General features: G+C 69.4%; 24 protein-coding genes. 4 read left to right on the plus strand and 20 right to left on the minus strand.

What is annotated here, in order from left to right; genetic code table 11:
* Positions 1–4 precede the first annotated feature (4 nt).
* The 5 genes from ACIBO2_RS52125 to ACIBO2_RS52145 form a co-directional block, all read right to left on the minus strand.
* The gene (locus ACIBO2_RS52125) at positions 5–1,423 is read right to left on the minus strand and encodes a S41 family peptidase (protein ID WP_358548025.1); all 1,419 of its coding nucleotides are present in this window, start codon (positions 1,421–1,423) and stop codon (positions 5–7) included.
* A complete protein-coding gene (locus ACIBO2_RS52130; RefSeq protein WP_397304774.1) occupies positions 1,420–2,469 on the minus strand; it encodes an ABC transporter permease in 1,050 nt (349 codons plus the stop codon). Before ACIBO2_RS52130 ends, ACIBO2_RS52125 begins: the two co-directional genes overlap by 4 nt.
* The gene (locus tag ACIBO2_RS52135; protein WP_358548030.1) at positions 2,466–3,356 is read right to left on the minus strand and encodes an ABC transporter ATP-binding protein; all 891 of its coding nucleotides are present in this window, start codon (positions 3,354–3,356) and stop codon (positions 2,466–2,468) included. The genes ACIBO2_RS52130 and ACIBO2_RS52135 overlap by 4 nt, the downstream gene beginning before the upstream one ends.
* On the minus strand, positions 3,353–3,757 hold the full coding sequence (locus ACIBO2_RS52140; protein WP_358548033.1) for a GntR family transcriptional regulator: 405 nt from the start codon (positions 3,755–3,757) through the stop codon (positions 3,353–3,355). The genes ACIBO2_RS52135 and ACIBO2_RS52140 overlap by 4 nt, the downstream gene beginning before the upstream one ends.
* A gap of 134 nt (positions 3,758–3,891) precedes the next feature.
* Complete coding sequence (locus tag ACIBO2_RS52145; RefSeq protein WP_397304775.1) at positions 3,892–5,007, minus strand: epoxide hydrolase family protein; 1,116 nt, start codon at positions 5,005–5,007, stop codon at positions 3,892–3,894.
* A 62-nt stretch (positions 5,008–5,069) separates the two neighbouring features.
* On the opposite strand from ACIBO2_RS52145, the gene ACIBO2_RS52150 reads away from it, so the two are divergent.
* Entirely contained in the window at positions 5,070–6,029 is a 960-nt protein-coding gene (locus ACIBO2_RS52150; RefSeq protein WP_397304776.1) for a helix-turn-helix transcriptional regulator, read from the plus strand.
* An 18-nt stretch (positions 6,030–6,047) separates the two neighbouring features.
* On the opposite strand, the gene ACIBO2_RS52155 is transcribed toward ACIBO2_RS52150, so the two are convergent.
* From ACIBO2_RS52155 to ACIBO2_RS52185, 7 genes are all read right to left on the minus strand, one after another.
* Complete coding sequence (locus tag ACIBO2_RS52155) at positions 6,048–7,445, minus strand: hypothetical protein (RefSeq protein WP_397304777.1); 1,398 nt, start codon at positions 7,443–7,445, stop codon at positions 6,048–6,050.
* Between the two features lie 117 nt (positions 7,446–7,562).
* Positions 7,563–8,432, minus strand: a complete 870-nt coding sequence (locus ACIBO2_RS52160; protein WP_397304778.1) for an ABC transporter substrate-binding protein — start codon at positions 8,430–8,432, stop codon at positions 7,563–7,565.
* Positions 8,433–8,507: 75 nt separating this feature from the next.
* Positions 8,508–9,233 carry an SDR family NAD(P)-dependent oxidoreductase gene (locus tag ACIBO2_RS52165; protein ID WP_397304779.1) on the minus strand — a complete coding sequence of 242 codons (726 nt, stop codon included), beginning with the start codon at positions 9,231–9,233 and terminating at the stop codon, positions 8,508–8,510.
* 248 nt (positions 9,234–9,481) lie between these two features.
* Complete coding sequence (locus ACIBO2_RS52170; RefSeq protein WP_397304780.1) at positions 9,482–10,327, minus strand: ABC transporter permease; 846 nt, start codon at positions 10,325–10,327, stop codon at positions 9,482–9,484.
* Complete coding sequence (locus ACIBO2_RS52175) at positions 10,324–11,226, minus strand: ABC transporter ATP-binding protein (protein ID WP_358548054.1); 903 nt, start codon at positions 11,224–11,226, stop codon at positions 10,324–10,326. The genes ACIBO2_RS52170 and ACIBO2_RS52175 overlap by 4 nt, the downstream gene beginning before the upstream one ends.
* A 238-nt stretch (positions 11,227–11,464) precedes the next feature.
* Positions 11,465–11,935: a Clp protease N-terminal domain-containing protein gene (locus tag ACIBO2_RS52180; protein WP_358548412.1), complete on the minus strand. Its 471-nt coding sequence runs from the start codon at positions 11,933–11,935 to the stop codon at positions 11,465–11,467.
* Between the two features lie 5 nt (positions 11,936–11,940).
* Positions 11,941–12,174, minus strand: a complete 234-nt coding sequence (locus ACIBO2_RS52185; RefSeq protein ID WP_357955340.1) for a winged helix-turn-helix domain-containing protein — start codon at positions 12,172–12,174, stop codon at positions 11,941–11,943.
* Between the two features lie 222 nt (positions 12,175–12,396).
* Here ACIBO2_RS52185 and ACIBO2_RS52190 point away from each other — a divergent pair, with 222 nt between their 5' ends.
* Positions 12,397–12,660: a hypothetical protein gene (locus ACIBO2_RS52190; RefSeq protein WP_358548057.1), complete on the plus strand. Its 264-nt coding sequence runs from the start codon at positions 12,397–12,399 to the stop codon at positions 12,658–12,660.
* 57 nt (positions 12,661–12,717) lie between these two features.
* Here ACIBO2_RS52190 and ACIBO2_RS52195 read toward each other — a convergent pair whose 3' ends face one another.
* From ACIBO2_RS52195 to ACIBO2_RS52215, 5 genes are all read right to left on the minus strand, one after another.
* The gene (locus ACIBO2_RS52195) at positions 12,718–13,152 is read right to left on the minus strand and encodes an ester cyclase (RefSeq protein ID WP_358548060.1); all 435 of its coding nucleotides are present in this window, start codon (positions 13,150–13,152) and stop codon (positions 12,718–12,720) included.
* A gap of 451 nt (positions 13,153–13,603) precedes the next feature.
* Positions 13,604–14,431, minus strand: a complete 828-nt coding sequence (locus tag ACIBO2_RS52200; protein ID WP_358548063.1) for a helix-turn-helix domain-containing protein — start codon at positions 14,429–14,431, stop codon at positions 13,604–13,606.
* A 588-nt stretch (positions 14,432–15,019) separates the two neighbouring features.
* The gene (locus ACIBO2_RS52205) at positions 15,020–15,565 is read right to left on the minus strand and encodes a GrpB family protein (RefSeq protein WP_397304781.1); all 546 of its coding nucleotides are present in this window, start codon (positions 15,563–15,565) and stop codon (positions 15,020–15,022) included.
* 608 nt (positions 15,566–16,173) lie between these two features.
* Positions 16,174–16,563 (minus strand): hypothetical protein, encoded by a 390-nt coding sequence (locus ACIBO2_RS52210; RefSeq protein ID WP_358548069.1) that lies wholly within the window; start codon positions 16,561–16,563, stop codon positions 16,174–16,176.
* A 177-nt stretch (positions 16,564–16,740) separates the two neighbouring features.
* Positions 16,741–18,192, minus strand: a complete 1,452-nt coding sequence (locus tag ACIBO2_RS52215; protein WP_358548074.1) for a serine hydrolase domain-containing protein — start codon at positions 18,190–18,192, stop codon at positions 16,741–16,743.
* 327 nt (positions 18,193–18,519) lie between these two features.
* On the opposite strand from ACIBO2_RS52215, the gene ACIBO2_RS52220 reads away from it, so the two are divergent.
* The gene (locus tag ACIBO2_RS52220) at positions 18,520–19,257 is read left to right on the plus strand and encodes a TetR/AcrR family transcriptional regulator (RefSeq protein WP_397304783.1); all 738 of its coding nucleotides are present in this window, start codon (positions 18,520–18,522) and stop codon (positions 19,255–19,257) included.
* Between the two features lie 254 nt (positions 19,258–19,511).
* Here the strand turns inward: ACIBO2_RS52220 and ACIBO2_RS52225 are convergent, their stop codons facing one another.
* From ACIBO2_RS52225 to ACIBO2_RS52235, 3 genes are all read right to left on the minus strand, one after another.
* The gene (locus tag ACIBO2_RS52225) at positions 19,512–20,153 is read right to left on the minus strand and encodes a recombinase family protein (protein WP_397304848.1); all 642 of its coding nucleotides are present in this window, start codon (positions 20,151–20,153) and stop codon (positions 19,512–19,514) included.
* Between the two features lie 166 nt (positions 20,154–20,319).
* The gene (locus tag ACIBO2_RS52230; RefSeq protein ID WP_397304784.1) at positions 20,320–21,453 is read right to left on the minus strand and encodes a winged helix DNA-binding domain-containing protein; all 1,134 of its coding nucleotides are present in this window, start codon (positions 21,451–21,453) and stop codon (positions 20,320–20,322) included.
* A 61-nt stretch (positions 21,454–21,514) separates the two neighbouring features.
* A complete protein-coding gene (locus tag ACIBO2_RS52235) occupies positions 21,515–21,703 on the minus strand; it encodes a hypothetical protein (protein ID WP_397304785.1) in 189 nt (62 codons plus the stop codon).
* 62 nt (positions 21,704–21,765) lie between these two features.
* Here ACIBO2_RS52235 and ACIBO2_RS52240 point away from each other — a divergent pair, with 62 nt between their 5' ends.
* Complete coding sequence (locus ACIBO2_RS52240; protein ID WP_397304786.1) at positions 21,766–22,590, plus strand: helix-turn-helix transcriptional regulator; 825 nt, start codon at positions 21,766–21,768, stop codon at positions 22,588–22,590.
* Positions 22,591–22,659 lie beyond the last annotated feature (69 nt).

The raw sequence follows: 22,659 nt of genomic DNA on the forward strand, positions 1-22,659 counted from the left end.
CCGTTCAGGTGTGCAGCAAGGTCAGGGCCTTGGCCAGGGCGGGGTCACGCCCGGCGGCCGCGTCCTCGGGGCTCAGGGGCACGTAGTGATCGGGCGGTACGCCGATCCGGTCGATCACCTCGCGATCAGGCCCCAGGTGGTGCCTGGCGGGGAAGCCCAGCAGGGTGTTGTTGCCGAGCAGGTGTGACTGCGCCGGGCCGGAGATGACTCCGGCGGTTCTGGTGCCGACCAGCCGGCCAAGGCGATGGTCCTTGACCGCGGAGCTGAAATGCTCACACGCCGAGGCGCAGCCGCGGTCGGTGAGCACCACCAGCGGCAGGTTGACCAGCTCGACGGTGTCGTCGGTCCGCGAGGTCTCGCACTTGCCGTCCACGGTGCACTGGTAGGCGGTGACCTTGCCGTGGCCGAACGCGCTCACCAGCCGGGTCGCCTCGGTGGGGCTGCCGCCGCCGTTGCCGCGCACGTCCAGTACGACGCCGGTGAGGGTGCGGCCGGTGCGCAGCCTGGAGATCGCTTTGAGTACCCGGTCCGCGGAGTCGGGGGCGAACCCGCGCAGCCGTACGTAGGCGATGCTGTCGTCCAGCAGTTTGGACTGCACCACTTGCAGGGCGGCCAGGTCCCGTTGGTAGAGGCCGGGCTTGAGCGTCATGCTCCAGCGGCGGCCGGTGCTCTGGCGCAGGAGCCGCAGCCGGACCGGGCGCGCTTCGGGGTATTGCGGGTAGAGGGCGGCGATCGCGGGGCTGGGCTTGCCGTCGATGAAGGGCGCCGATCCGTTGATCGATTCGATGATGTCGCCAGGGCGCAGTCCGGCGGCCTGCGCCGCGCCGCCCTGCACGGTGGTGACGAACAGCGGGGGCAGGGCGACGCCGGGATTGCCGTCCACCTGCGGGCCTTCGATGTTCGCGAAAAGGCCCAGGCCGTAGCCGTCGCCGTCGTAGTAGTCGGGCGGCCGCTTGACGCCGTGTGTCCAGCGGGCGTGGTTGTCGCCGAGGGCGGCCACGATGGCCTCGAGGGTGACGATCGCCAGCTTGTCGCGGAGGTCGGGGACCCGGTCGGTGACCTTGCGGTAGGCGGTCTCGAAGGCGGTCCAGTCGGCTTTGCGGTCGCCGGTCAGCGCGGGCATGGTGGCCTCGGGCAGGTCGCGGCCGTTGCGGTTGAGCTCTTGGGTCAGTGCGACGAATCCGGCGGCCAGCAGCGCGCGGGCGTCGAGGGTGGGGCCGCTGTAGTAATTGCCGAGGATGCAGAAGTAGGCCTGCTCGATGATGTCGACCGTGGTGGCCGTCTCCGCCCCGGGGGGTCCCTGGGGCGCCGCGCAGACCGTACTGGCCGCCGTGCTCGCCTGGCTGCGCGGTGGCGCCGGCGCCGTGCAGGCCGCCGCCAGCAGGAGGGCGAGCCCGGCGGTCGCGATCTTGACGGCGGTCATGACAGGCGCCTGCGGATCCACCAGAAGGAGAGCCAGGTGAGGCCGAGGGTGAGCAGAGCGTAGATCCCGGTCTCGATCCACTGGAAGGGCCAGAAGCGGTCGAGGGGCTGGTAGGTCGCCTGCTGCCGGTAGCCGAGCCGGTTGATCTCCGTCGGGCAGGCGCCCATTGTCGACGACGACGGTGCGCAGGGTCCCGACGTCGTCGAGATCTTGACGATGCCTATTCCGGGCTCTGGGCCGGCAGTCGGACGTCCGGAGGGATCGACGAGACCGCTGGACAGGACCCAGGCGCCCGCGTGGCCGGGAATAGCCGCATTCAGGCGAAGCTCCACTTGTCCGCCTTGATCCCGGTTTATGCCGATGCCGTCCACGTTCGTCTCGCTGAGCTCGAAGGTCCCCGTGACCGGGGGCATCAGGTGGGGCCGAACCAGCAGCGGCATAGCGAGCTGGATCGCGGCGAAGACGGCCAGCGTCAGGGCCATCGCGGGCAGTGTGCGGCGCACCAGCATGCCCACGGTCACGCCCAGGACGAAGGCGAACGCGGCGTACCCCATCGGGGCGATGCCGCGCGCGCCGAACACCAGGGGAGCCATCAAAGCCAGGTCGCCCGGGGCCGACTTGTCCAGGGGATCGGACCACCAGGTCACCGCGAGGCCGCACAGGCCGGCGGCGGCCATGGCGACCAGGCCGGTCAACGCGAGCTTGACCGCCAGCCAGCGGCCGCGAGTGACAGTCTGGTTCCACACCAGCAGGTGCGTGCCGGTCTCCAGCTCGCGGGTGATCAACGGTGCTCCCCAGAAGAGCCCGACGACAGCGGGCAGGAGCAGCACGACGAGGCTGACGGCCATGAAGGGCATGTCGTGCGCGCCGAAGAACCGGTCGTAGAAGCGGCCGCAGGTGTCGTCCTGAACGCAAGCGGCGATACCGGTGGAGTAGTCGGAGGCCAGGTCCGGGCCGGTCAGAGCCAGGGCGGTGGCGAGGATGACGAGCAGCGCGGCCAACATCGCGGCCGAGCCGCGTAGCTGGCGCCAGGTCAGCCAGATCATCGCTGCACCTCCAGGGCGACGTGCCGGTTCTCGGCGGTGCGCTTCTCCATGTAGGCCAGGACGAGGTCCTCAAGGCTGAGCTGGCTGACCGTCCAGGCGGGGTCGTGGATCGGGGCGTCGGTACGGATGATGAACGTGCTCTGCCGGTCGGTGTGGCGCGCGGAGATGACTTGCTGGTCGGCGGGGAGCCGGTCGGGATCGCGGCGTGGGCCGACAAGCCGGTGATGGGTGGCCAGCAGCTCGTCGACCTCCCCGGCGACCTGGACGCGGGAGTCGACGAGCACGATCAGGAAGTCGCAGACGCGTTCCAGGTCGGAGACCAGGTGGGAGGAGAGCAGCACGCTGAACTTGTGCTCGACCGTGGCCTCCATCAGGCTCTGCAGGAACTCGCGGCGGGCCAGCGGGTCGAGCGAGGCGACCGGCTCGTCCAGGATCAGCAGTTCAGGTCGCTTGGCCAGGCCCAGGGTGAGGGCGAGCTGAGCGCGCTGCCCGCCGGACAGCTTGCCCGCCCGATGGCCGGGATCGAGACCGAGTCGCGCGATACGCTCCCGCGCCATGGTGGCGTCCCAGCGAGGGTTGAGCCGTGTCCCTAACCGCAGGTGATCGGCGACGGTCAGTGCCGCGTAGACAGGGGTGTCCTGGGCGACGAAGCCGACTCTGGCCAGCTGCGCGGGCGTGGCCGCGGGCCGACCGCCGAGCACGGTGATGCCGCCCGCCGTCGGCTCCAGCTGGCCGCCGGCCAGCTTCAGCAGCGTGGTCTTACCGGCCCCGTTGGGCCCCACCAGTCCGACGACGTGGCCCGCCGGGATGTCGATGGTGCACTCGCGCAGCGCCCAGCGCTTGCCGTATCTCTTGCCCAGTCCCTGAGCCTGCAGGACAGCGTTCACGCTATGTCCTCCTGAGCGGTGGTCCGAAAGGTGGTCATGAAGAGGGCCTCGATGCTTTCCTCGTCGAGGCCGGCCCGGCGGGCCTTGGCCAGCCAGCGCCGCAGTTCCATCCGCAGCGGGCCGTGCGCGGCCAGGGAGGTGTCGGTGAGCGTCGCCGTCACGAACGTCCCCACCCCTGGCCGGGCGGCCACCAGGCCCTCGTGCTCGAGCTCCCGGTAGGCCTTCAGGACGGTGTTGGCGTTGATCGCCAGGTGCGCCACCACCTCCTTGACGGTCGGTAGTTGGTCGCCCTCGCGCAACAGTCCGAGCCGTAGCGCATGCCGTACCTGCTGGACCAACTGCAGGTACGGCGAAACACCCGACCTGCCGTCCAGATGGAACTCGATCACTGGCTTCTCCATTTATCTAGCCTGCTAGTACTTTAGACTCCTACATGTTAAAGGATCATAAGGATCGCCGTCTCGGTACGCGGTGTGGAGAACGGCCGATGTCGTACCACTTCGCGATGACATCCCCCGGACCGGTCCGACCGGGGTCAGCGGAGTTGGCGGAAGAAGCCGCGGATGTCGTCGATCAGCAGGTCGGGGGCGTCGTGTGCGGCGAAGTGGCTGCCGGTGTCGTAGACGTTCCAGGACACGATGTTCTTGTGGTCGCGTTCGGCGAAGGGGCGGATCGACTGGAAGTCCCAGGCGAAGTTCGCCAGCCCGAGCGGCACGGTCGTGGGTTCGGCCGGCTTGCCTTCCGCGTGGAAGTCCTCGTAGTAGAGGCGCGCCGATGACGCGGCGGTGTTGGTGAGCCAGTAGATCATCGTGTTGGTCAGGACGTAGTCCGGGTCGAGGTTGGGGCCGAGCAACTGCGCGTTCCAGCCCAGTTGCCCGACCGGCGAGTCGGCCAGCGCGTGTGCCAGGGTCTGCGGCGCGGTGGACTGCAGCTTGTCGTAGGCGCCGCCGTTCTCCAGCCACCACCGCAGGAACTGGACCTTCTTCTGGTCCTCCTCCGACAGGTCGGCCAGCTCGGCCGGGTCGCCGGAGGGGAAGGAGAAGACCTGGGTGACGTGCACGCCGATGACGTGCTCGGGGTCGTTCCGGCCCACTTCGGGGGAGATGAGCGAGCCGCCGTCGTTGCCGTGCGCGCCGTAGCGCTCGTAGCCGAGCCGGCGCATCAGCTCGGCCCACGCCTTCGCGATCCGGTACCGGTTCCAGCCCCGCTCGGTGGTGGGGCCGGAGAAGCCGAAACCGGGCACCGAGGGGATCACCAGGTGGAAGGCGTCGGCCGGGTCGCCGCCGTGGGCTCGGGGGTCGCTCAGCGGGCCGATGACATCGAGGTACTCCACGATGGTGGTCGGCCAGCCGTGCGTGAGCAGCAATGGCGTGGCGTCCGGCTCGGGTGAGCGGACGTGCAGGAAGTGCACGTTCTGCCCGTCGATGGTGGTGGTGAACTGCGGGTACGCGTTGAGCTTCGCCTCCCACGCGCGCCAGTCGTAGCCGTCGCGCCAGCGCTGGACAAGGCCTCGCAGGTACTGCAGTGAGACGCCGTAGTCGCTGCCGGCGTCGGGCAGCTCGTCGGCCCAGCGGACCCTGGCCAGGCGCTCGGTCAGATCGTCCAGGTCGGCCTGCGGGATGTCGATGCGGAAATCGCGGATCTCGTTCATGTCATCGACTCTGCCGGGCCATTAGGAAGACATCGCTCCTAATTGTCGGGGATCCTTGAGGAATGTTGGAAACCTCGGCCCGCCTCCTGCGGCTGCTCTCCCTCCTGCAAACCCCACGCGACTGGACCGGAACCGAACTTGCCGAGCGCCTCGGGGTGAGCGGGCGGACCGTGCGGACCGACGTGGAGCGCCTGCGCGGCCTCGGCTATCCAGTGCTGGCCACGCGCGGCGCCACCGGCGGCTACCGGCTCGGCGCCGGCGCCGCGCTGCCGCCGCTGCTGCTCGACGACGAGGAAGCGGTCGCCGTCACGGTCGGCCTGCGGACCGCGACGAGTGGCGCCATCGCGGGGATCGAGGAGGCGTCCTTGCGGGCGCTGGCCAAGCTGGAGCAGGTGCTGCCGTCACGGCTGCGGCGCCGGGTCAACACCCTGCAGACCTACACCGTGCCGGTGCCCCGGGACGACCCCGGTCCCAGCGTCGACCCGTCGATCCTGACCACGTTGAGCGCGGTCTGCCGCGATCGGGAACGGCTCCGGTTCGACTACCACGACCATGCCGGTGCGGCCACTGAGCGCACTGTCGAGCCGTACCGGCTGGTCAACTGGGGACGCCGCTGGTACCTGCTGGCCTGGGACGTCGAACGGGACGACTGGCGTACCTTCCGCGTCGACCGGATCCGGCCCCGCACCCCGACCGGCCCCCGCTTCACCCCGCGCGACCTGCCCGACGACGACGTCGCCGCATACGTGTCACGCCGGGTGTCCGCCGCCGCCTGGCGTTACCGGGCGCGGGTCACCGTGCACGCGCCGGCCGAGGTCATCGCCGATCGGATCAGCCCGGCGGTCGGAACAGTGGAACGCGTCGACGAACGCACCTGCGTCCTGCACACCGGCGCGGACACGGTCGAGACCCTCGGCGTCTACCTGGGCCTGCTCGACGCGGACTTCGACGTCACCGGGCCACCGGAACTCCGCACGCACCTGCGCCGTCTCGCCGACCGGTACGCACGAGCGACTGGCTGACAGCTTTGCCGTGTCCGCTCAACCTCCGGGAAACTTCGTCTCCTCGGCCGCGCCCGTCCAGTAGACGGCCAAGGCCCGGGCCTCGGCCTCGTCCTCGGGTCCGCCAAAGGTCGCATAGTGATCGCCGAGCTCGGCGTAAGCAGCTGCCGCCAACTCCGGGAACTGGGCACCGGCCGTTTCCGCGATGCACCGCACGTCCTCGGGCAAATGCATGGCCATCGTCATCCGCATCAGGCGCTCACCGATGGCGGCGGCGACCTCCTGCGGGTAGGCGTTCTCGCTTTCGAGCACGTACCGCCACATCGTCGACCCGAGTTCGGCCGTCACACGCAATTCCAGCAGGGCGGCCACCATGTCGTCGTGACCCTCGCGGGCATGGACGAACACCAGGTCGGCGGCGATCAGCGCCATGCGGGTGCGGTCGAGGTCGCCGCCGGCCCACGTCGCGTCCGCGGTCTCGAAGTCGCCGTCGAGCAGGGCCACGGCGAAGTCGATCACCTCGTCTCCGCCGTCGTACGCCCGCCTTAATTCGTTCAGCGCCCCGGGGCGGTCACCCTCACGCATGAGCCGATGCGCGCGCTCGGCCGGGGACACCATTCCCGCGCGCCTTCGGGCCTCGCCCATGAACTCCGGCGTTCCGAACTTCTGCCCGATCAGGTACGCGGCCCGCGCGTCCGCGTACCGGCCCTCCCCGGAGAGCCGGACGCAGAGCTCCAAGGCGGCCCTCGCCTCGTGGGCGATCTGGTCGTCGAAGCGCAGGGCGTCGAGATCGGTGTCGAGATCGTCAAGGGCCAGCAGCGCCCGTACCCTGGCCTCGGGGTCGTCGACGGTGGTCGCGCGCCGGAACGCGTGCGCCGCCCCTTCCCTGTCGCCCTGGTCCTTGAGGATCAGGCCGAGACGTACCAACTGACCGCCCGCCACCGTCCGGCCCCATGACGCGAAGCCGGTGCCCATTCCCTGCCCCTCGCGGAGCGGCTCCAGCCAGCGCTTGTCGGTGACAACTACGTCGTAGTCGGCTTGGATGAGCAGGTCCTCGTGTTCCCATCGTTCGTGCCACCGGTGGAGGCGCCGATCGAGTTCCGTGTAGTGGGTTTCGTACAGGCTGGCGAGCTCATCGCCAGGAGGGAGGTTCCGGGCACTGACTCTCTCCACGCTCTCAATGAAGCGGCCTGCGTTCGCTTCGACCCAGTCCAGGTCGAGGGTGTCTTCAAGCGCGACGCGGCCGTTGAGCGGGCCGCGCCGTCGTCCCGCCTCCCCGTCAGCGGCCTGCCACAACACGCCGAAGAAGAAGATCCGCCCCTGAGGAAGAAGATCGCTGTGAGACTGGGACGGATCGTAGTCGGCCAGGAACACGCGGAGCCGCACGCGGCACTCGTCGAGCTTCAGGACGCGGACGCCGTGGGTGTAGATGATCATTCGGCCCTCAATCGTCGATCATGAGCACGGTCGGCGGTCATGAACTATAGGGCGGACAGCGACCATTCCCACCACGCGGTCGCGCCTGCTTCGCCCAGGTGAGCCGGCGCCGGGCTCCTAGGGTGCGGTGCGGTAGAACTCGGCCGCGGTGACGGTGGCGGGGATGCCGAGTTCGGCGGCGACCGCGGTGATCGCGGTGGCGCCGACGTCGAGGTCGACTTGGCCGTCAGGGTTGAAATACGGTGCGATGAACGTCTCGTAGTGGGCCCGGACTTCGTCCGCGGTGTGTCGGCCGATGAACGTCCTTATGTGCCGCAGCGTGATGTCGGGTTCGGTGCGGATCGTCTCCAGGGCGCGCCGGTGGGCTCGTACGACCGCCTGGACCGCGGGGTCGTCAGGCTGGACGTAGGTGGGATCGACGGCCACGCCCACGGTGGGGATCTGGAAGTGGTCGCCGATCCAGGCCAGCACCTGCCAGCCGTTCTCGGCGGCTACCGCCTCCGGCGCCATGGTGGTGCCGACCAAGGCGGCGTCGATCGTTCCGTCACGCAGCCGGCGCAGGTCCATGCCGTAGTCGCCGGGCGGGCGGACAATGGTCTGGATGTCGCGGTCCGGGTCGAGGCCGGCCTGGCGCAGGACGATCCGGGCGAAGCAGCCAGGTGCGGTGTGGGGGGCGTGTATCGCCAGCCGCCGGCCGGCCAGGTCGGCCAGACAGGTCAGGCCGGAGCGGGCGAGGAACCAGAACAGCGGGCGGTGGGTGTTGACGTTGAGTGCGACCCAGGGGATGCCATCGGCCAGCCGGGTCAGCAGTGCCCGGCCGAGCCCGATGGTGGCGCCGTGGCGCACCCGCTCGTTGTCCCAGGCGCAGCCGTCACGCAGCGCGACGTGGACGCCCTCGTCGGCATAGTAGTCCTGCTGGTCGGCGATGTAGGCGGCCAGTTCCTCGTGCAGACCCCGCCCGACGAAGGTGAGATCGATCGTGTCCATGGACGTCTTTCCTTGATCGTGTCACCGCGCGTGCCGTGACGGTGTACCGGATGCCGGCCGGACCGAGGGGGTCAACTACATGGACATCCCGCCGTCGACCGCGGCCGTCGTGCCGGTCATGAAGCCGTTGTCCTCGCCGGCGTAGAAGGCGACCACTTGGGCGACGTCGCTTGTCTGTGCCAGGCGGCCCAGGGGAGTGGCGGCCAATTGCTGCCTCTTCTGCTCCTCGTCAAGCGCCTTGGCCGCGATGCGGGTGTCCTCCACCGGGCCGGGCTCGACGACGTTGACCGTAATGCCCCGCGGGCCCAGCTCCTGGGCGAGGTAGCGGGCGAACTGCACCAGCGCGGCCTTGGCCGTGCCCAGTGCGATCATGTTCTTCCGGGGCCGGTGGCTGAGGCCGGTACCGATGTAGACGATGCGTCCCCAGCCCTGTTCGGTCATGGAGGGCAGGACGGCTTTGGTGATCACGTACGCCGCGCGCATCTCGTCGTCGAGCTTGCCGCCCAGCTCTTCCCACGTCATGTCCTGGAACGGCTTGATCGCGTACGGGGTGAGAGCGTTGTGCACGAGCACGTCGATGCCGCCCCATGCCGCCCGTACCCGCTCGGTCAGGCTCTCGACCGCCGCCGCCTCGCGTACGTCGGCCTGCACGGCCATGGCCTGGCCGCCCGCGGCCTCGATGCCGGCCACGATCTCCTCGGCTGCCGCGCCGCTGCGGAGGTAGTTGACCACCACGCGCATCCCTCGCTCGGCCAGAAGGCGCGCGGTGGCCGCGCCGATTCCGCTGCTGGACCCTGTCACCAATGCCACCCTGCTGGTCACCCCAGTCACGGGCCCACCTCCTGCTCAATCGCGGGCGTCGGCATGACCGCCCGGAGTCGTACATCGTCGATGGCGGGGGTCTGTCAAAAGGGGATCGCTCCGAAGAGGCGGATGCGCGCGAGCTATCCGTGGTCGCCTAACGGCTCGACTTCGCTGTGCTCCCCCATGAGCTCCGCATACCCGGTCACATGGGGTTCTATCGCTTCGGTCGGTTGCCGGTCATGGCGTCATCCGACCCGCTGCAGGGCGCGCTCGCGGCGTGCCGTCATGGTTGAGCCGGACTCGCCGCGTGCCATCCGGCGCAGCACCACCGGCGCCAGGAGCAGGCCGAGCACCGCCCAGGCACCGAGTACGCCGACGGTCTCCAGGTGTCGCCAGGATTGGCCGATCTCGATGGCCGCCGCCGAGTCCGGCAGCAGGGCTGACCGCATGCCCAGGCCCATCCAGTAGATGGGGAAGGTCTGGGCGATCCATTGCAGCCATTCGGGCAGCGCGGTGATCGGGTAGAAGATGCCGGAGATGCCGATCACGGCCAGGAACGGTAGCTGGATGAGCCCTTGGGCGCGTGCGCTGGTGAACACCGAGCCCAGGACCGCGCCGAGCGGCAGGGTCGCGACCAGGCCGAGCACCAGCGTCCAGGCCAGGGTGGGCCAGGAACCGGGGCCGATCCGCAGGCCCTCGACGAGGAGCATGGCGGGCACCAGGAAGATGACCAGATCGGCTAAGAGACCGCCGGCGACCGAGATCACCTTGCCGATGAGATAGGCGGGCATCCCGTGCGGGGTCGCCTTGGCACGCAGCAGAGTGCCGTCCTCGCGGTCGGCGGTGAGCTGCTGGCTCATGCTGATCATGCCGGTCGCGGCGTTCATGCCCAGGATGCTCGGCAGCGCCAGCATTCCTAGCAGGAGCCCGCTGGATCCGAAGGGCAGGTCCCGGATGAAGAACATGGTGGCCACCATCAGTCCGGGCCAGAGGAAGTGGGAGAACAGATCGGCGCCATTGGTGAACGACTGCCGCAGCTCGATGCGGCCACGAGTCCAGCCGGTGCGCAGTACGGTCGTGGCCGGGTTCATCGGGTGGCCTCCTGGGGAGATTCGGCCTGGCGGACCAGGGAGAGGTAGGTCTGTTCCAGCGAGGCACGGTGGACTTCGAGCTCGTGGATGTCGTCGCCGTATCGGGCGAACAGCTCGCGGGCGAGCTTGGTCGAGTCGGTGCTCCGCTCCGTGAAACGCTGCCCGCCGCGCAGCCAGCGCACCTCGTCCTCACCGGTGATCCGCTGGGCGAGTTCGCCGGCCGTGCCGTCGGCGATGATCCGCCCGCCGTTGAGTACGAGGATGCGGTCGGCCAGCTTCTCGGCCTCGTCCAGATCGTGGGTGGTGAGCAGGACTGTGGTCTCGCCGGTGCCGACGACGCGTCGTACCAGATCGTGGAACTCGCGTCTGGCCTGCGGGTCGAACGAGGCGGTGGGCTCGTCGAGGAACAGCAGCTCCGGACGGCCCACCAGGCCGATCGCCACGTCCAGCCTGCGCCGCTGTCCGCCGGACAGCGTCCTGAGCTTCTTGCCGGCGTGCTCGGTCAGGCCGACCGCCTCGATCAGCTCGTCGGGGTGCCAGGGCCGCTGTATGCGCGGGGTGGTGTACGGGGCGTAGTAGGTGCCGAGGTGGGTTAGGAACTCGCGTACGCGCCATTTGCCGTGATCGCGCCAGGACTGCAGCACAACCCCGAGCCGGGCCCGCCACCGCTCGTCGCCGTCCGCGGGGTCGGTGCCGAGCACCTTGACCTGGCCCTGTGAGCGGGTGCGGAAGCCCTCCAGGATCTCGATCGTGGTGGTCTTGCCGGCGCCGTTCGGGCCCAGCAGGGCCAGCACCTCGCCGTGGCGGGCGTGGAAGGTGACGTCGTGCAGGACGTCGACCGAGCCGTAGCGCATGCGCAGCCCGCCGACGTCGAGCACGACCTTGTCGCTCGTCGTCATGAGATGACCTTTCTTCGTGCATTGAGCGCCTCGGCCTCGCCGCACATGCCGGTGTGAGGCGTTGCGAGGGCATGCCTGATCACGGCCTGAGCCGAGCGGCCCGCTTCGCTGCGCGGGCGGCCGCGGACCAGGCCGGGGCATAGGGAAAGGGAATGAGAATCAGGTGGCGTCAAGGAACGCCTGGCCGCAACCGTTCAGTTGGCGAAGCGGTGGGCCGGTCTACCAGCTGTTTCCGGCTCTACCAGCTGTTTCCGGCGAGCGCCTCCCGAGCGCGCGCCATCAGATCCACCCGGTCCAGACCGGCCAGGGCGAGCGCGCGGGGGACCGTGCCGATCCCGGTGTCCAGGACGCCGAGCAGCAGATGCGCCGGCCGCAGGTCCTTCTTGCCGGTGGCGGCGGTGAAGCCGCGTTCGATCGCGAGCCGCGCCGAAGCGCCGAGCTTCGGCGGCTCGGGGGCGGCGGCGGGCTTGGGGAGGTCGAAGGCGGCGACGCTCACGCCGACCGCACTCAGGCTGTGCTCGAACTCCCTGTCGAGCGCGTCCCGGATCGCCTGCCGCCCGAGCCCGGCAGCGGCCAGGACGCGGTGGGCGGCGGTGCCTTCGTCGGCCGCGATCGCCAGCAGAAGATGGTGGGCCTCGATCGCCGAGGACCCATCCTCTTGTGCCTCCGCCGCTCCCCGCTCCATGATCGCGTTGATGTAGTGATCCATCGCACTCACTGTCGTCTCCTCAGCGCGACTCCGGCGGCGATGAGCCGCTTGACGTGCTTCTTGTGCACCGCCTGGCGGGTGACGCCGAGGGCCTCGGCGACATCCGGCCAGCTCCAGCCCGCGCGCATGGCCTGCTCCACGGCGGCGTCCTCCAGCCGATCGGCCAAGAGCCGCAGCGCCACGACGGCCGCCAGCGAGTCGGCGGGATCCTTGGGAACGGGTACGTCTTCGACCGGCATATAAGCAACCGTAGTTGACTAGCCGTAGATAGTCAACATCGGTTGCTTAGAGTCTCAGGCCGCGGGCAGCTCGTGGAACCTCGCGATCATCGGGTTCGTTGACCGGGGGTGGGGAGCAACAGCAGCAAGAGACGCCCGCGGAAACGGGATCGCCGACGCGACAGCAGAGCTCCGTACCCAGCCAACGCACCGCGCCGCCCCCAGGCCCCCGACAATCTCTGGTTGACCTGGGGGCTGCCCGCGGCCGGCGTGGTCATCACCTTCGAGCTCCTGTACTACACCGTCTTCGCCGACAAACTGGGCGGTACGAGCGTTCTCGGGGTTCTGGGGGCCGCCGCCTGCGCGTTCGCCGCCCAGTTCGCCAGTGGCTTGTCCGGGTACGTCAGGAACCGGCGAACCGAAGAATTCCCCTTCGCGGTCGTGGGCACCGTCATGGGGGCCGGGGCGGCGGTCGCCGTACTCATCCAGGTCGTCTTCATGAGCTGAGGACGGTCCGGGCTCTCGGCTCGGCGGTTGTCCCCGGGCCTTCTGGCGGTGGGCGCGCTATGCCGGGATGAGGCCGAGTTGCCGCAGCTGTGAGTAGAGGTCGACGACTCCCCAGATGTCGGTGATCTGGCCGTCGGCGAAGCGGATGATGAAGATCTCGTGGTAGGTGACGGATTTGCCGGTCGGGGGCATGCTCCGGTATTCACCGGAATTGGTCCCGGTGACCGTCTGCCGAGCGACGATCTTGTCTTCCTCGGCGATCAGGTCCTCGAGCGTTATACGGATGTCGGGATACGCGCGCAGGAGGACCTCCCAGATGCGCTTTTGCGCCTGCACCGCGTTCACGGCGGTCCGCTCCGCCGTGTGGAAGCGCCCGTCCGGGTGAATGAGCTCGTCGATCGCCTTTGAGATGACCTCCAGATCGCCGCTGTTGATGGCCTCGTGGAAGCGGTGGTACGTCTCCTTGTTGCGTGCTTCCTGAGCTGTGGACACGTCGCCTTCTCCTTGGATCGAGATCATGCGGTCATGGACGCCTGGCGATGAAACCGGCGCCTCGATACCTACCGACGAGATAGCCCCTCGGAGTGTGACGCCGATGCCGGCCGGCTGTGATGATCCGCTTCCCCGATCCTGGCGCCACCCTTCACCGCCGACGGGGCGGCTCGCGACACCGCCCCGCGCCGGCGGCGCCCAGCATCACCATGTCGTACGCCATCCAGGCCAGGCCCGGCCTCGGCTGGCGCGAGATCATCATCATGGCCGGGCTGTCGGTCTGGGCGCTCTACGTCATCGTCACCCAGATGCTGACAGGGTAGGACGCCAGGAACAGCGGTCGTCGCTACGCCTCGGCGTTCATGGCGGCCAGCGGATGATCCCGCGCAACGACCTGCTCACCTCGGTGGCCGTGCTGGGGGTGTGGCCGTCGCTGCCGCATGATGCCCGCTCACTTGTCGACGGCCCATACCGCGGCGGCGATCGGCTCGAGCTCCGTGACCAGCTCGTCGAGCTCGTCCGCACTGAGCACGTCGTACGCCGGCGCTGCCAGCTCGTCGGTGAGGGCATCGATCCGCTCCCTGGTCTCCCGGCCGGCGTCGGTGAACCCGCCGGCGGCGTCCACGAGGCCGCGGCCACGCAGCCTATCGACGACGGCGGCCAGCTGTGCCTTGGGCAGGTGGTGGATCCGGCCGAACTCCTCCGCCCTCATCCCGAGGGAAAGAGCCATGAGGACGTGGGCCTCGGTGCCGCCGATGCCGTGGGCGAGAAGGGCGGCGTTGTGGCCGTCCCCGCGATGCTCCCGCAACAGCGTCGCCGCGTGCCATAGCCTGGCCACTGGCTCCTCGGGCACGTCGAGCGCCTGGAGCCCGGCGTACAGCGCTCGACCCTCGGCCGGCGCGCTGACCGCTGCCCGGGTGGCGAGGTCGGCGACCCGCACCAGACCAGGGGAGTCGGCGAGCTCCCCGATCATCTGCCGCAGCGCGGCGGCGCTACCCCGCTCGCGCACGGCGATCGCCTCCTCCGGGCTGACCTTCCCCCACACCCATGGGATGTGGCGCGCCACCTCGCCATCGGCGAAGTTGTAGAAGACCGCGTGCACCACCGCGGCCGGTGCCGGCCCCAGCGGCGCGGCCCGGCCCGCGAAATACCCGTCCCAGTAGTTGCGCATACCGAGGGCCAGGAACGCCTCGTTCACCACCTCGGAGAAGGTGACGGTGGCGATCGGCTCGACGAGCTCGAACATGCGGTGGACCTTGGCCCGTGGGTGCTGCAGCATCGCTCGGCATCTCCCTTGGTCGTGACAGCTGGTCGTGACAGCTGGTCGTGACAGCTGGTCGTGACAGCGCCCTTGTGGGCGACCGCTCACCCTAGCTACGAACAACGCGGCCCAGATCCGACAACTCCGGTCGATAAATCCCAGTCGATTCTGCCGGACAGCGTCGGGGTATCGCCCGGACTCGGTTGCCGCGGTCTGGTTGCTGGCTGGGCCAGACTTGGTCCGTGCTCACCACAGCTCATATCGACCATCCGTCTGCGTAAGGAGCCCACGTCCGCAGGTTTGGACGTACGCCGATGAGCCTGGCCCAGCGGAAGCGCCCGCGACACCGTTCCTCGAAACCGCCGACAGCATCCAACGACGGCGAAGGCGACCGAGGCGCGTACCTCGGGTTCGAGGAACATTTCGACCAGCGCGCGGTTAGCCGAACTCAGCACGAGGGCTGGCTCGGAGAAGCATCGACCTCACTCTCGCCTTCCTGCGGCAGAAACGGGATCACACCGCAGCCTGGCCCGGGTCGCTCCAGTCGACCTCGGGATGCCGGGCGTGATCTGCGCAGGTCCGCCCGGAGCGAGTCGACTCGGCGTTCTATTCCCGCAGCCTGGTCCGCGCCGGCGGCTCGATGCCTATTTCGCGCAGTGCTCGTTCGATGAACGCGCTCTTGGCGTTGGAGTAGGCGTTGCGGTTGTCGTGGTGCTGGTCGGCGAGGTCCAGCTTCAACAGTTCGTATTCCTGTCGCAGTTCTTGGTCGGCTCGCAGGGCGTCTCGGAAGCCGAGCAACGCGCGAGCATTTGGGTGATCATGCTCGATCAGATGCAGATGGTGAGTTCTGGCTTCCGGCCTGGGGCGCAGGAACCACAGCCGATAGTGACGGCAGGGATCGTCCGGCCAGAACAACCAGCCGTCCGCCTCGAGCACGCACACCGCATCCTGCGCCTCTGCCAGCGAGCGGACCGGCGCCAGCATGTCGATGACCGGCTTGGCCCCAAGCCCCGGAACCGAGGTCGAGCCAACGTGCTCGACCGGAGCGGCCAGCCACTGAGCAAGCACCGCCGACACCTTGCCTTGCTGGTCGGCGAACCTCGCAGGCCATTGCGGGTCGTACTCAACGATCTCCACACGCTGATCAGGCATACGAGAAACCTACAAGCCTCCCGAACCTCCACCACCGAGGCCAGCACACGAAGGCCCACACCCAACCCGCCAACAAGCTCAGCTCGACAAGGTGCAGAGAAGGCTGCTGTGGGCGGTTGACGTCGGCTGGGAACACGCCACCGAGGCCGAGGCCGCCACATCGGTGGGGTGGTTGCGATCGGAGCGCAATCCGCAGCGGCAGCGGCGACGCGAGGCGGGCTACCCTGCCGGGTCGGTCAATCCCAAGACTGGCAAGCCGATGGTGGCGGCTGGCTAGGCGCCGCGCACAACCTTTCGGTGGTGCACAGCTTCTACGCCTTCCACCTGCGCTTCGGCGACAGCTTCCGGAGCAAAGGCCCCATGACTAACCGAGTCCCGCGTTGCCGGTCCTGTCCCAGCACGTCACGACAAGTGGCACCGGCTGGGCGAACTCCTGAACGAGGCTCAGAAAGTCGGCTTGGGCGAAGAATTCACGGCGCTCGGTGCTACCTAGATAATCAATTCCAAGGGATGCCTGCGGAGGGTGTGGGGTGGGCGGCGGCCGAAGCCTCCGCGAGACGGTCAGGCGGCGGGCTGCCGGCCCTGGTTGTCGAGGCGGCAGCGGGCGGTCAGGCGTCAGGGTCGACTTCGGGGTGCGTGAACCGCACGGGCTTGCCCAGCGACCGGGCGTAGGCGATTTCGGCTCGGGTGCTGTCTCCGATGTAGTCGCCGACTACGAGCAACTCATCAGCGAGCCGGATCTTCGCCCGGTGCAGATCGTCGAGTCGAACCTTTAGCGCCTCAGCCTCGACAGGATCGGACCGAAGTTCGTGCGGCGACTTCATGTCACAGCCCGGTTTGACGACAATCTTTCCGGCTTTGGTCTCCCGCAGATCGGCCTCGTTCATCTCGGCCATGAAGCGGGTGGAGCCGCAGATCACGACGATACGCGGAAGGCTCAACAGCTTCTTCGCGTCGGCGAGCTTCTCCTCGGGGGTGAGCAGTTGCGGGTATGACACTGTGTATGGGGCGTGGACTCCACCCCGGTGGAGTACGGCCGCTCCCGCGAGACCGACGTCGGGCGTAGTGCTCCAGGCAGCGGGTGAGAGCCCAACGCGGAGGGTGCTCGGCGAGGATGAGCGGGCTGTCCGGTGGCCCGCATCACCTCCGCCGGGTCGTATGCCGCCTCGCCGGCGTCAGGCGATCTTGGGGGTGGCGCGCATGCCGACGTACACGCAGGCCGTGCCATCGGCCAGGGTGGAGAAGACGACGGGCATGTAGTCCTCGCTGAAGGATGGGCCCGCCCCCGTGGCCGCGAAGACGGTCTGGGTCACCGGGAGGAGTTCCATGTCCAGGGGCGGGGACATGTCCTTCATGTCGTCCACGAACTCGTAACGCATGCGCAGGCCGTCACCGGCGCCTCTGCTGTCCTGGCTGATGGTGATGACGACGCCGGCGCGCCGGTACGTGCCGAGCAGCGGGGTGACGTCCACGGTAGGGGGTTCGGCGGGCGGGCCGAAGGGGGCGGGCATGGTGACGCCGGCGAGCTCGGCGAGCAGGTCGCGGAACAGGTCGGCGTACAGGAGCCGGGCGCTGCCGCCGTTGGTCAGCAGGACCAGGGCGAGGCCGGCGTGCGGGACGACGCGCAGGTAGGCGTACTGGCCGATGGCGGCGCCGTCGTGACCGTAGCCGGGCACGCCGTTCCAGTCGTAGAGGGTCCAGCCGAGCCCCCAGCCGTCGGCGGAGACGGTCCACTTGTCGGGCACGTCGGTCTCGCGGCGCTGCATGGCGGCGACCGCCTCGGCCGACAGCACCGGGCCGCCGCCGGCCAGATGCATGGCGGCCAGGCGGGCCATGTCGCCGGCGGAGGTGATGACGCGGCCGGCGGGGCCGGCCGAGCGCGGCATGAGGTCCCAGGCGGGGGCCGGGTCGGGGTCGGCGCCGGGTTCGCCCAGGTGGCTCATCGCGGTCGGGAAGCGCAGCGCCTCCTCCGGCAGCGTCATCGAGCGCTCCAGGCCGAGCGGGGTGAACAGCAGGTCCTTGAGGGCCTGGTCCCAGGTGCGGCCGGTGAGGACCTCGATGAGGCGGCCCAGCACGATGTAGCCGAGCCCGCCGTAGGAGATCGCGGTGCCGGGCGGGCAGTCCAGCGGCACGTCCCGGGCGGCCTCGACGTAGCGGGCCAGGCAGTCGTCGCCGCGCCCGCCGTCGTAATTGAAGTCGTTGGTGACGCCGCCGGTGTGCGACAGGAGCTGGCGGACGGTGATCGTCCGGGTGGCGACGGGGTCGGGGGTAGCGAACTCGGGCAAGACGTCGGCCACCCGGGTGTCCAGCGTCAGCCGGCCCTCGTCGATCAGCCGCATTACCAGAGTGGCCGTGTAGACCTTGGCGATCGAGCCGGACAGGAACACCGAGTCAGTCGTCACCTCCACGCCGGTGCCCCGGTGCAGCACGCCGCTCGCCAGCTCGTGCACCCGCCCGTTGACCAGCACCGCCAGTGACGCGCCCGGCACGTGGTGCCGCCGGCGCAGCTCGTCGAAGCGCGCCTGCCAGCGGGCCAGGTCAAAGGTCTGCCCCTGCGAGCCGGCACTTCCCCAGTCGCCGCTGGCCGTCCAGCCACCCTGCTCGGTCCACTGCACGTTCGTCGCCATGCTTCCTCCTGTACGCTGTTCCCCGATGCGCACACTGTACGCATAGTGGATCGATGTACGCAACCGCGCACGCTGCTACGGCCGAGACGGTCAGCAGACGTGAGGCACCACCCGGCGGCGGCGCGGCTGTGTAGCAGCGCAGCGGTGCGGCGATCCAGCCGTGCGGCCGCGCAGCTTGGCGGTTACCAGCGAACGTGTAGCGCACGTGCGCGTTCTCGGCGCACGACGCACTTGGGGCGAGCCTTCGATGCTCACAGAAGGGGATCGCTGTACGCATGCTGCGAACGCCGTACGCTACCATGGGCGTCCCGCAACGAGGAGACCTGTATGCCAGCCGAGAAGCAGCCCATCCCCTCGGTATGGGCTCGCCCGCGTCCCAAGCGGGAGCAGCCGTCGCTTAGTCGCGACCGGATCGTGTCCGAGGCCATCCAACTGCTGGACGCCGAGGGCATCGACGCCCTGAGCATGCGCAGCCTCGGCGTCCGGCTCGGCGCCGGAGCCACATCTCTCTATCGGCACGTGGCCAACAAGGACGAGCTGATCGAGCTGGTCGTGGACGAGATCTACGGCGAGGTACGGGTGCCCGCCGCCGACCCCGCACGCTGGCGGGCGGCCGTCACCGAATCCGCCCACAGCCTGCGCTCGATGGTGCTGCGTCATCCCTGGGTCGCCTCCGTGCTCGGCCAGATCGGGCTCGCCTACCTCGGGCCCAATCTGATGCGGCAGTCGGAGCGCATGCTCGCCCTGTTCAAAGCGGCGGGCTTTGCCGTTGACGAGGCCGATCAGGCCATGAATCTGCTCATCGCCTACGTCATCGGGATGACCACCAGCGAGGCCGCCTACCTGTCGGTGCTCGCCCGCAGCGGCCAGAACGAGCAAGACTGGCTTGAGAGCCTGCGACCGACCACCGAACAGGTCCTGCGGGACTACCCGCTCCTGCGCGACGGGCGCGCCGCGGAGCAGACCAAGGATCCGGAGCAGATCCGCGCGGAGTCCTTCGTCTACGGCGTCGAGCGCATCCTGGATGGCTTGGAGACCAGGCTCGGCCGCACCCCCGCCCGTTGAGACTCGGCTGGAGGGCGACGGGCTGGAAGCAAGGAAACGTCGGCTCGCTGATCAGCGGGAACCCCGTCAACGCCGGATTCCGTTCCAATCTCTCTGACCCCGGACCCCGCCCACATCCACCGCGCCCGCACCGAACACTCACACCGCCACCGACCGGTTCAACGCCTCCTTCATCCCCGCCCCGGACACAACCGCCGCCGCTGTGCGCATCCACTCCAACGGCGACACCTTCTTGCGGCAGGGCCTGTCAGGGACTACGGCCGTTGCTTCGCATCGTCGGCTCCGGCGCCCAGCTCGGTGATGCTGGTGTTGTGGTCGCGGAGCATGCGCATGACGGTGGCCGGGGAGGGGTGCCGGCCCCTCTTGGCGCCCTGGGTGATGACCAGGCGGGAGGCGATCTCGCGGAGGCTGAGGTCTTGGTCGCGCAGATGCAGTGCCATGGAAAGCATGGCCTCATCGGTGACGGTGGCGCCGCCGATGGCCTTGCCGTTCTTGCGGGCGGACTCGTGGCCTTCCAGGGTGCGGTCGCGGATGTATTCGCGTTCCATCCCCGGTAGGGCCGCGAGCACGGTGAACACCACGCCGGACGGATCGTGGCTGCCTTGCAGCTCGCCGGTGAGGAACTCCAGGCCGACGTCGCAGGCGCGCAGCTGTTTGGCGAGCTCGGCCAGCGCCAGGCCGCGGCCGAGCCGCTTGTGCTCGTGGACGACCAAGGTGACCGCGACGCCGGAAGCGCGCATCTCACGGGCCAGGGTGACGACCCGCTCGAGTTCGGGGCGCCGCGTGGCGCGGGTGGAGATCTTCTCGGAGAAGACCCGGGTGACCCCGGCGGCCTCGAGGGAGTCGAGCTGGGTCTGCAGCGACTGGCGCACCGTCGAGGCGCGGGCGTATCCGATCTTGGCGTGTCCGGACGCCTGGCCGCTGTTTCATAGGCGTTTCGCTTATGAAACACCTCTCTGGTTTAGGGTCAGCCACCGAACCTCCTTGCGATGTGTCCTGGACGCGGCGGAGCAAGAGCCATGGCAATGGGAGCGAGCTCCGCGGCAGCGAGGACTCCTCCGGCTACCCGTTGCCGGGATCGCTGTGGTCTCGGTGACCTGGGGCGGTGAAGCGGATCTCGTGTGACGCTTTGGCAGCGAGGAAGTCCAGCAGGCCGCCGCCCTCGACGGTCAACGCGTCGCGATCGGGCGCGGACAGCGGTGCGAACGGGTGCACGGTCAGTGTCGCCGTGCCGTGTGCGGTGGCGAACGTCCAGGTCGCTGCCGTGAAGCCGTCGAGGAGCACCAGGCGAGGGACGGGTCCGTGCGGTTTGAAGTTCTGCTGGCGGAGGCCGTCCGTGATCACCCTGGTGCGGTCGTGGTGTGACAGCAGCAGGTTGTCGAAGTCGTACAGGAACCGGGCGGGCGTACTGGTCTGCGGATCGGGCCGGGGCGCGTCGGGCAGGTCGAACAGTTCCGCGCCGTTCTCGTCGCGGAACGTGGCCAGGCGGGGCCGGAGCCGGTCGAGCACCTCTGCCAGCCGGGTCAGGCCGCACCAGGTCTGCACGTCGCGTACGGTCGCCGGGCCGAACGCGGCCAGGTAACGCAGAACCATCTGGTCGATCGTGTGGTCGGTGCGCAGCGGCGCGTCTGCCCACGACTCGAGAGGAGCGTGGACGGTCCGGCCGCCGGCGCCCCACACCCCGCGGGGTGGGGTCTGCACGATCGGCAGGAGGTTACGCACCGCGTAGGCGAGGCTCGCCGGGTTGCGGTCCGGCCACCGCTGGGCCAGCAGCCGGCCGAGCTCGCCCGGTGTGCGGGGCCGCTCGTCAAGCAGTTCCCGGCCCGCGGCCACCACCAGGCCGGTGTCCAGGTCGCGCATCGCCCGGCCGTGGGTGTGGTTGGCGAACAGGTCGCGGTCCAGCGACGGCTGCACGAGCGGGCGCAGCGCGAGCGCGTCGGCCGTGCTGACGAGGTGGATCGTCGAGCGCATGAGGGCGATCCGCACGGCCTGGCGCTGGGTGAGCAGCGCCGCGATCTCCTCGGGCCGGCACGCGGTGAGCCGGCTCCACAGTCCCATGTACCAGGTGTGCGGGGTCTGCGCCTGCAGGCCCACCAGGTGCTCGATGGCCTGCAGCGGGGTGAGGTCGGCGCGGCGCAGGAGCAGCTGCCGATCGAGGGTGGCGCGGTTGAGGGCGCGGCGGGTCAGGGTCTGCATGGCGGTGCTCCCGAAAGGTCTAACAGGAGGTGCGCGCGGCGCGCACCCCGATCGGCATGGTTCAGCGCAGCCGGCGGAAGAAGCCGTGGATGTCGTCGATCAGCAGGTTGGGCACGTCGTGTGCGGCGAAGTGGCTGCCGGCGTCGGGCAGCTCGTCGGTCCAGCGGACCCGGGCCAGGCGCTCGGCCAGGTCGGCTTGCGGGATGTCGATACGGAAATCACGGATCTCGGCCGTGTCACTCTCGGTCATGGCGCCGATCGTGCCGGACCATTAGGAAGAAATCGCTCCTAATTGTCGGGGATCCTTGAGGAATGTTGGAAACCTCGGCCCGCCTCCTGCGGCCGCTCTCCCTCCTGCAAACCCCACGCGACTGGACCGGAACCGAACTCGCCGAACGCCTCGGCGTGAGCGGGCGAACCGTGCGCGCCGACGTGGAGCGCCTGCGCACCCTCGGCTACCCGGTGCCGGCCACCCGCGGTTCCGCCAGCGGCTACCGGCTCGGCGCCGGTGCCGTGCTGCCGCCGTTGCTGCTCGACGACGAGGAGGCGGTCGCCGTCCCCAGCGTCGATGCGTCGCTCCTGACCACGTTGAGCGCGGTCTGCCGCGACCGGGAACGGCTCCGCTTCGACTACCACGACCACGCCGGCGCGGCCACCGTGCGCACTGTCGAGCCGTACCGGCTCGTCAACTGGGGACGCCGCTGGTACCTGCTGGCCTGGGACGTCGAACGGGACGACTGGCGTACCTTCCGCGTCGACCGGATCCGACCTCGCACCCCGACCGGCCCCCGCTTCACCCCGCGCGACCTGCCCGACGACGACATCGCCGCATACGTATCACGCCGGGTGTCCGCCGCCGCCTGGCGTTACCGGGCGCAGGTCACCGTGCACGCGCCGGCCGAGGTCATCGCCGATCGGATCAGCCCGGCGGTCGGAACAGTGGAACGCCTCGACGAACGCACCTGCGTCCTGCACACCGGCACCGACACGATCGAGACCCTCGGCGTCCACTTGGGCCTGCTCGACGCGGACTTCGACGTCACCGGGCCGCCGGAACTCCGCACGCACCTGCGCCGTCTCGCCGACCGGTACCTCCGCTCGACCACCTCATCGGCACCCGGTGATCCAACCGGGTGAGCGCCCCGTCGCCGCATGGGGCGGGCCCCGTCCGGTCACGCGGCTGGTCACAGTCCTCACGGGGGAGGA

The organism is Nonomuraea sp. NPDC050022, assembly GCF_044460705.1.
Classification (GTDB): domain Bacteria; phylum Actinomycetota; class Actinomycetes; order Streptosporangiales; family Streptosporangiaceae; genus Nonomuraea.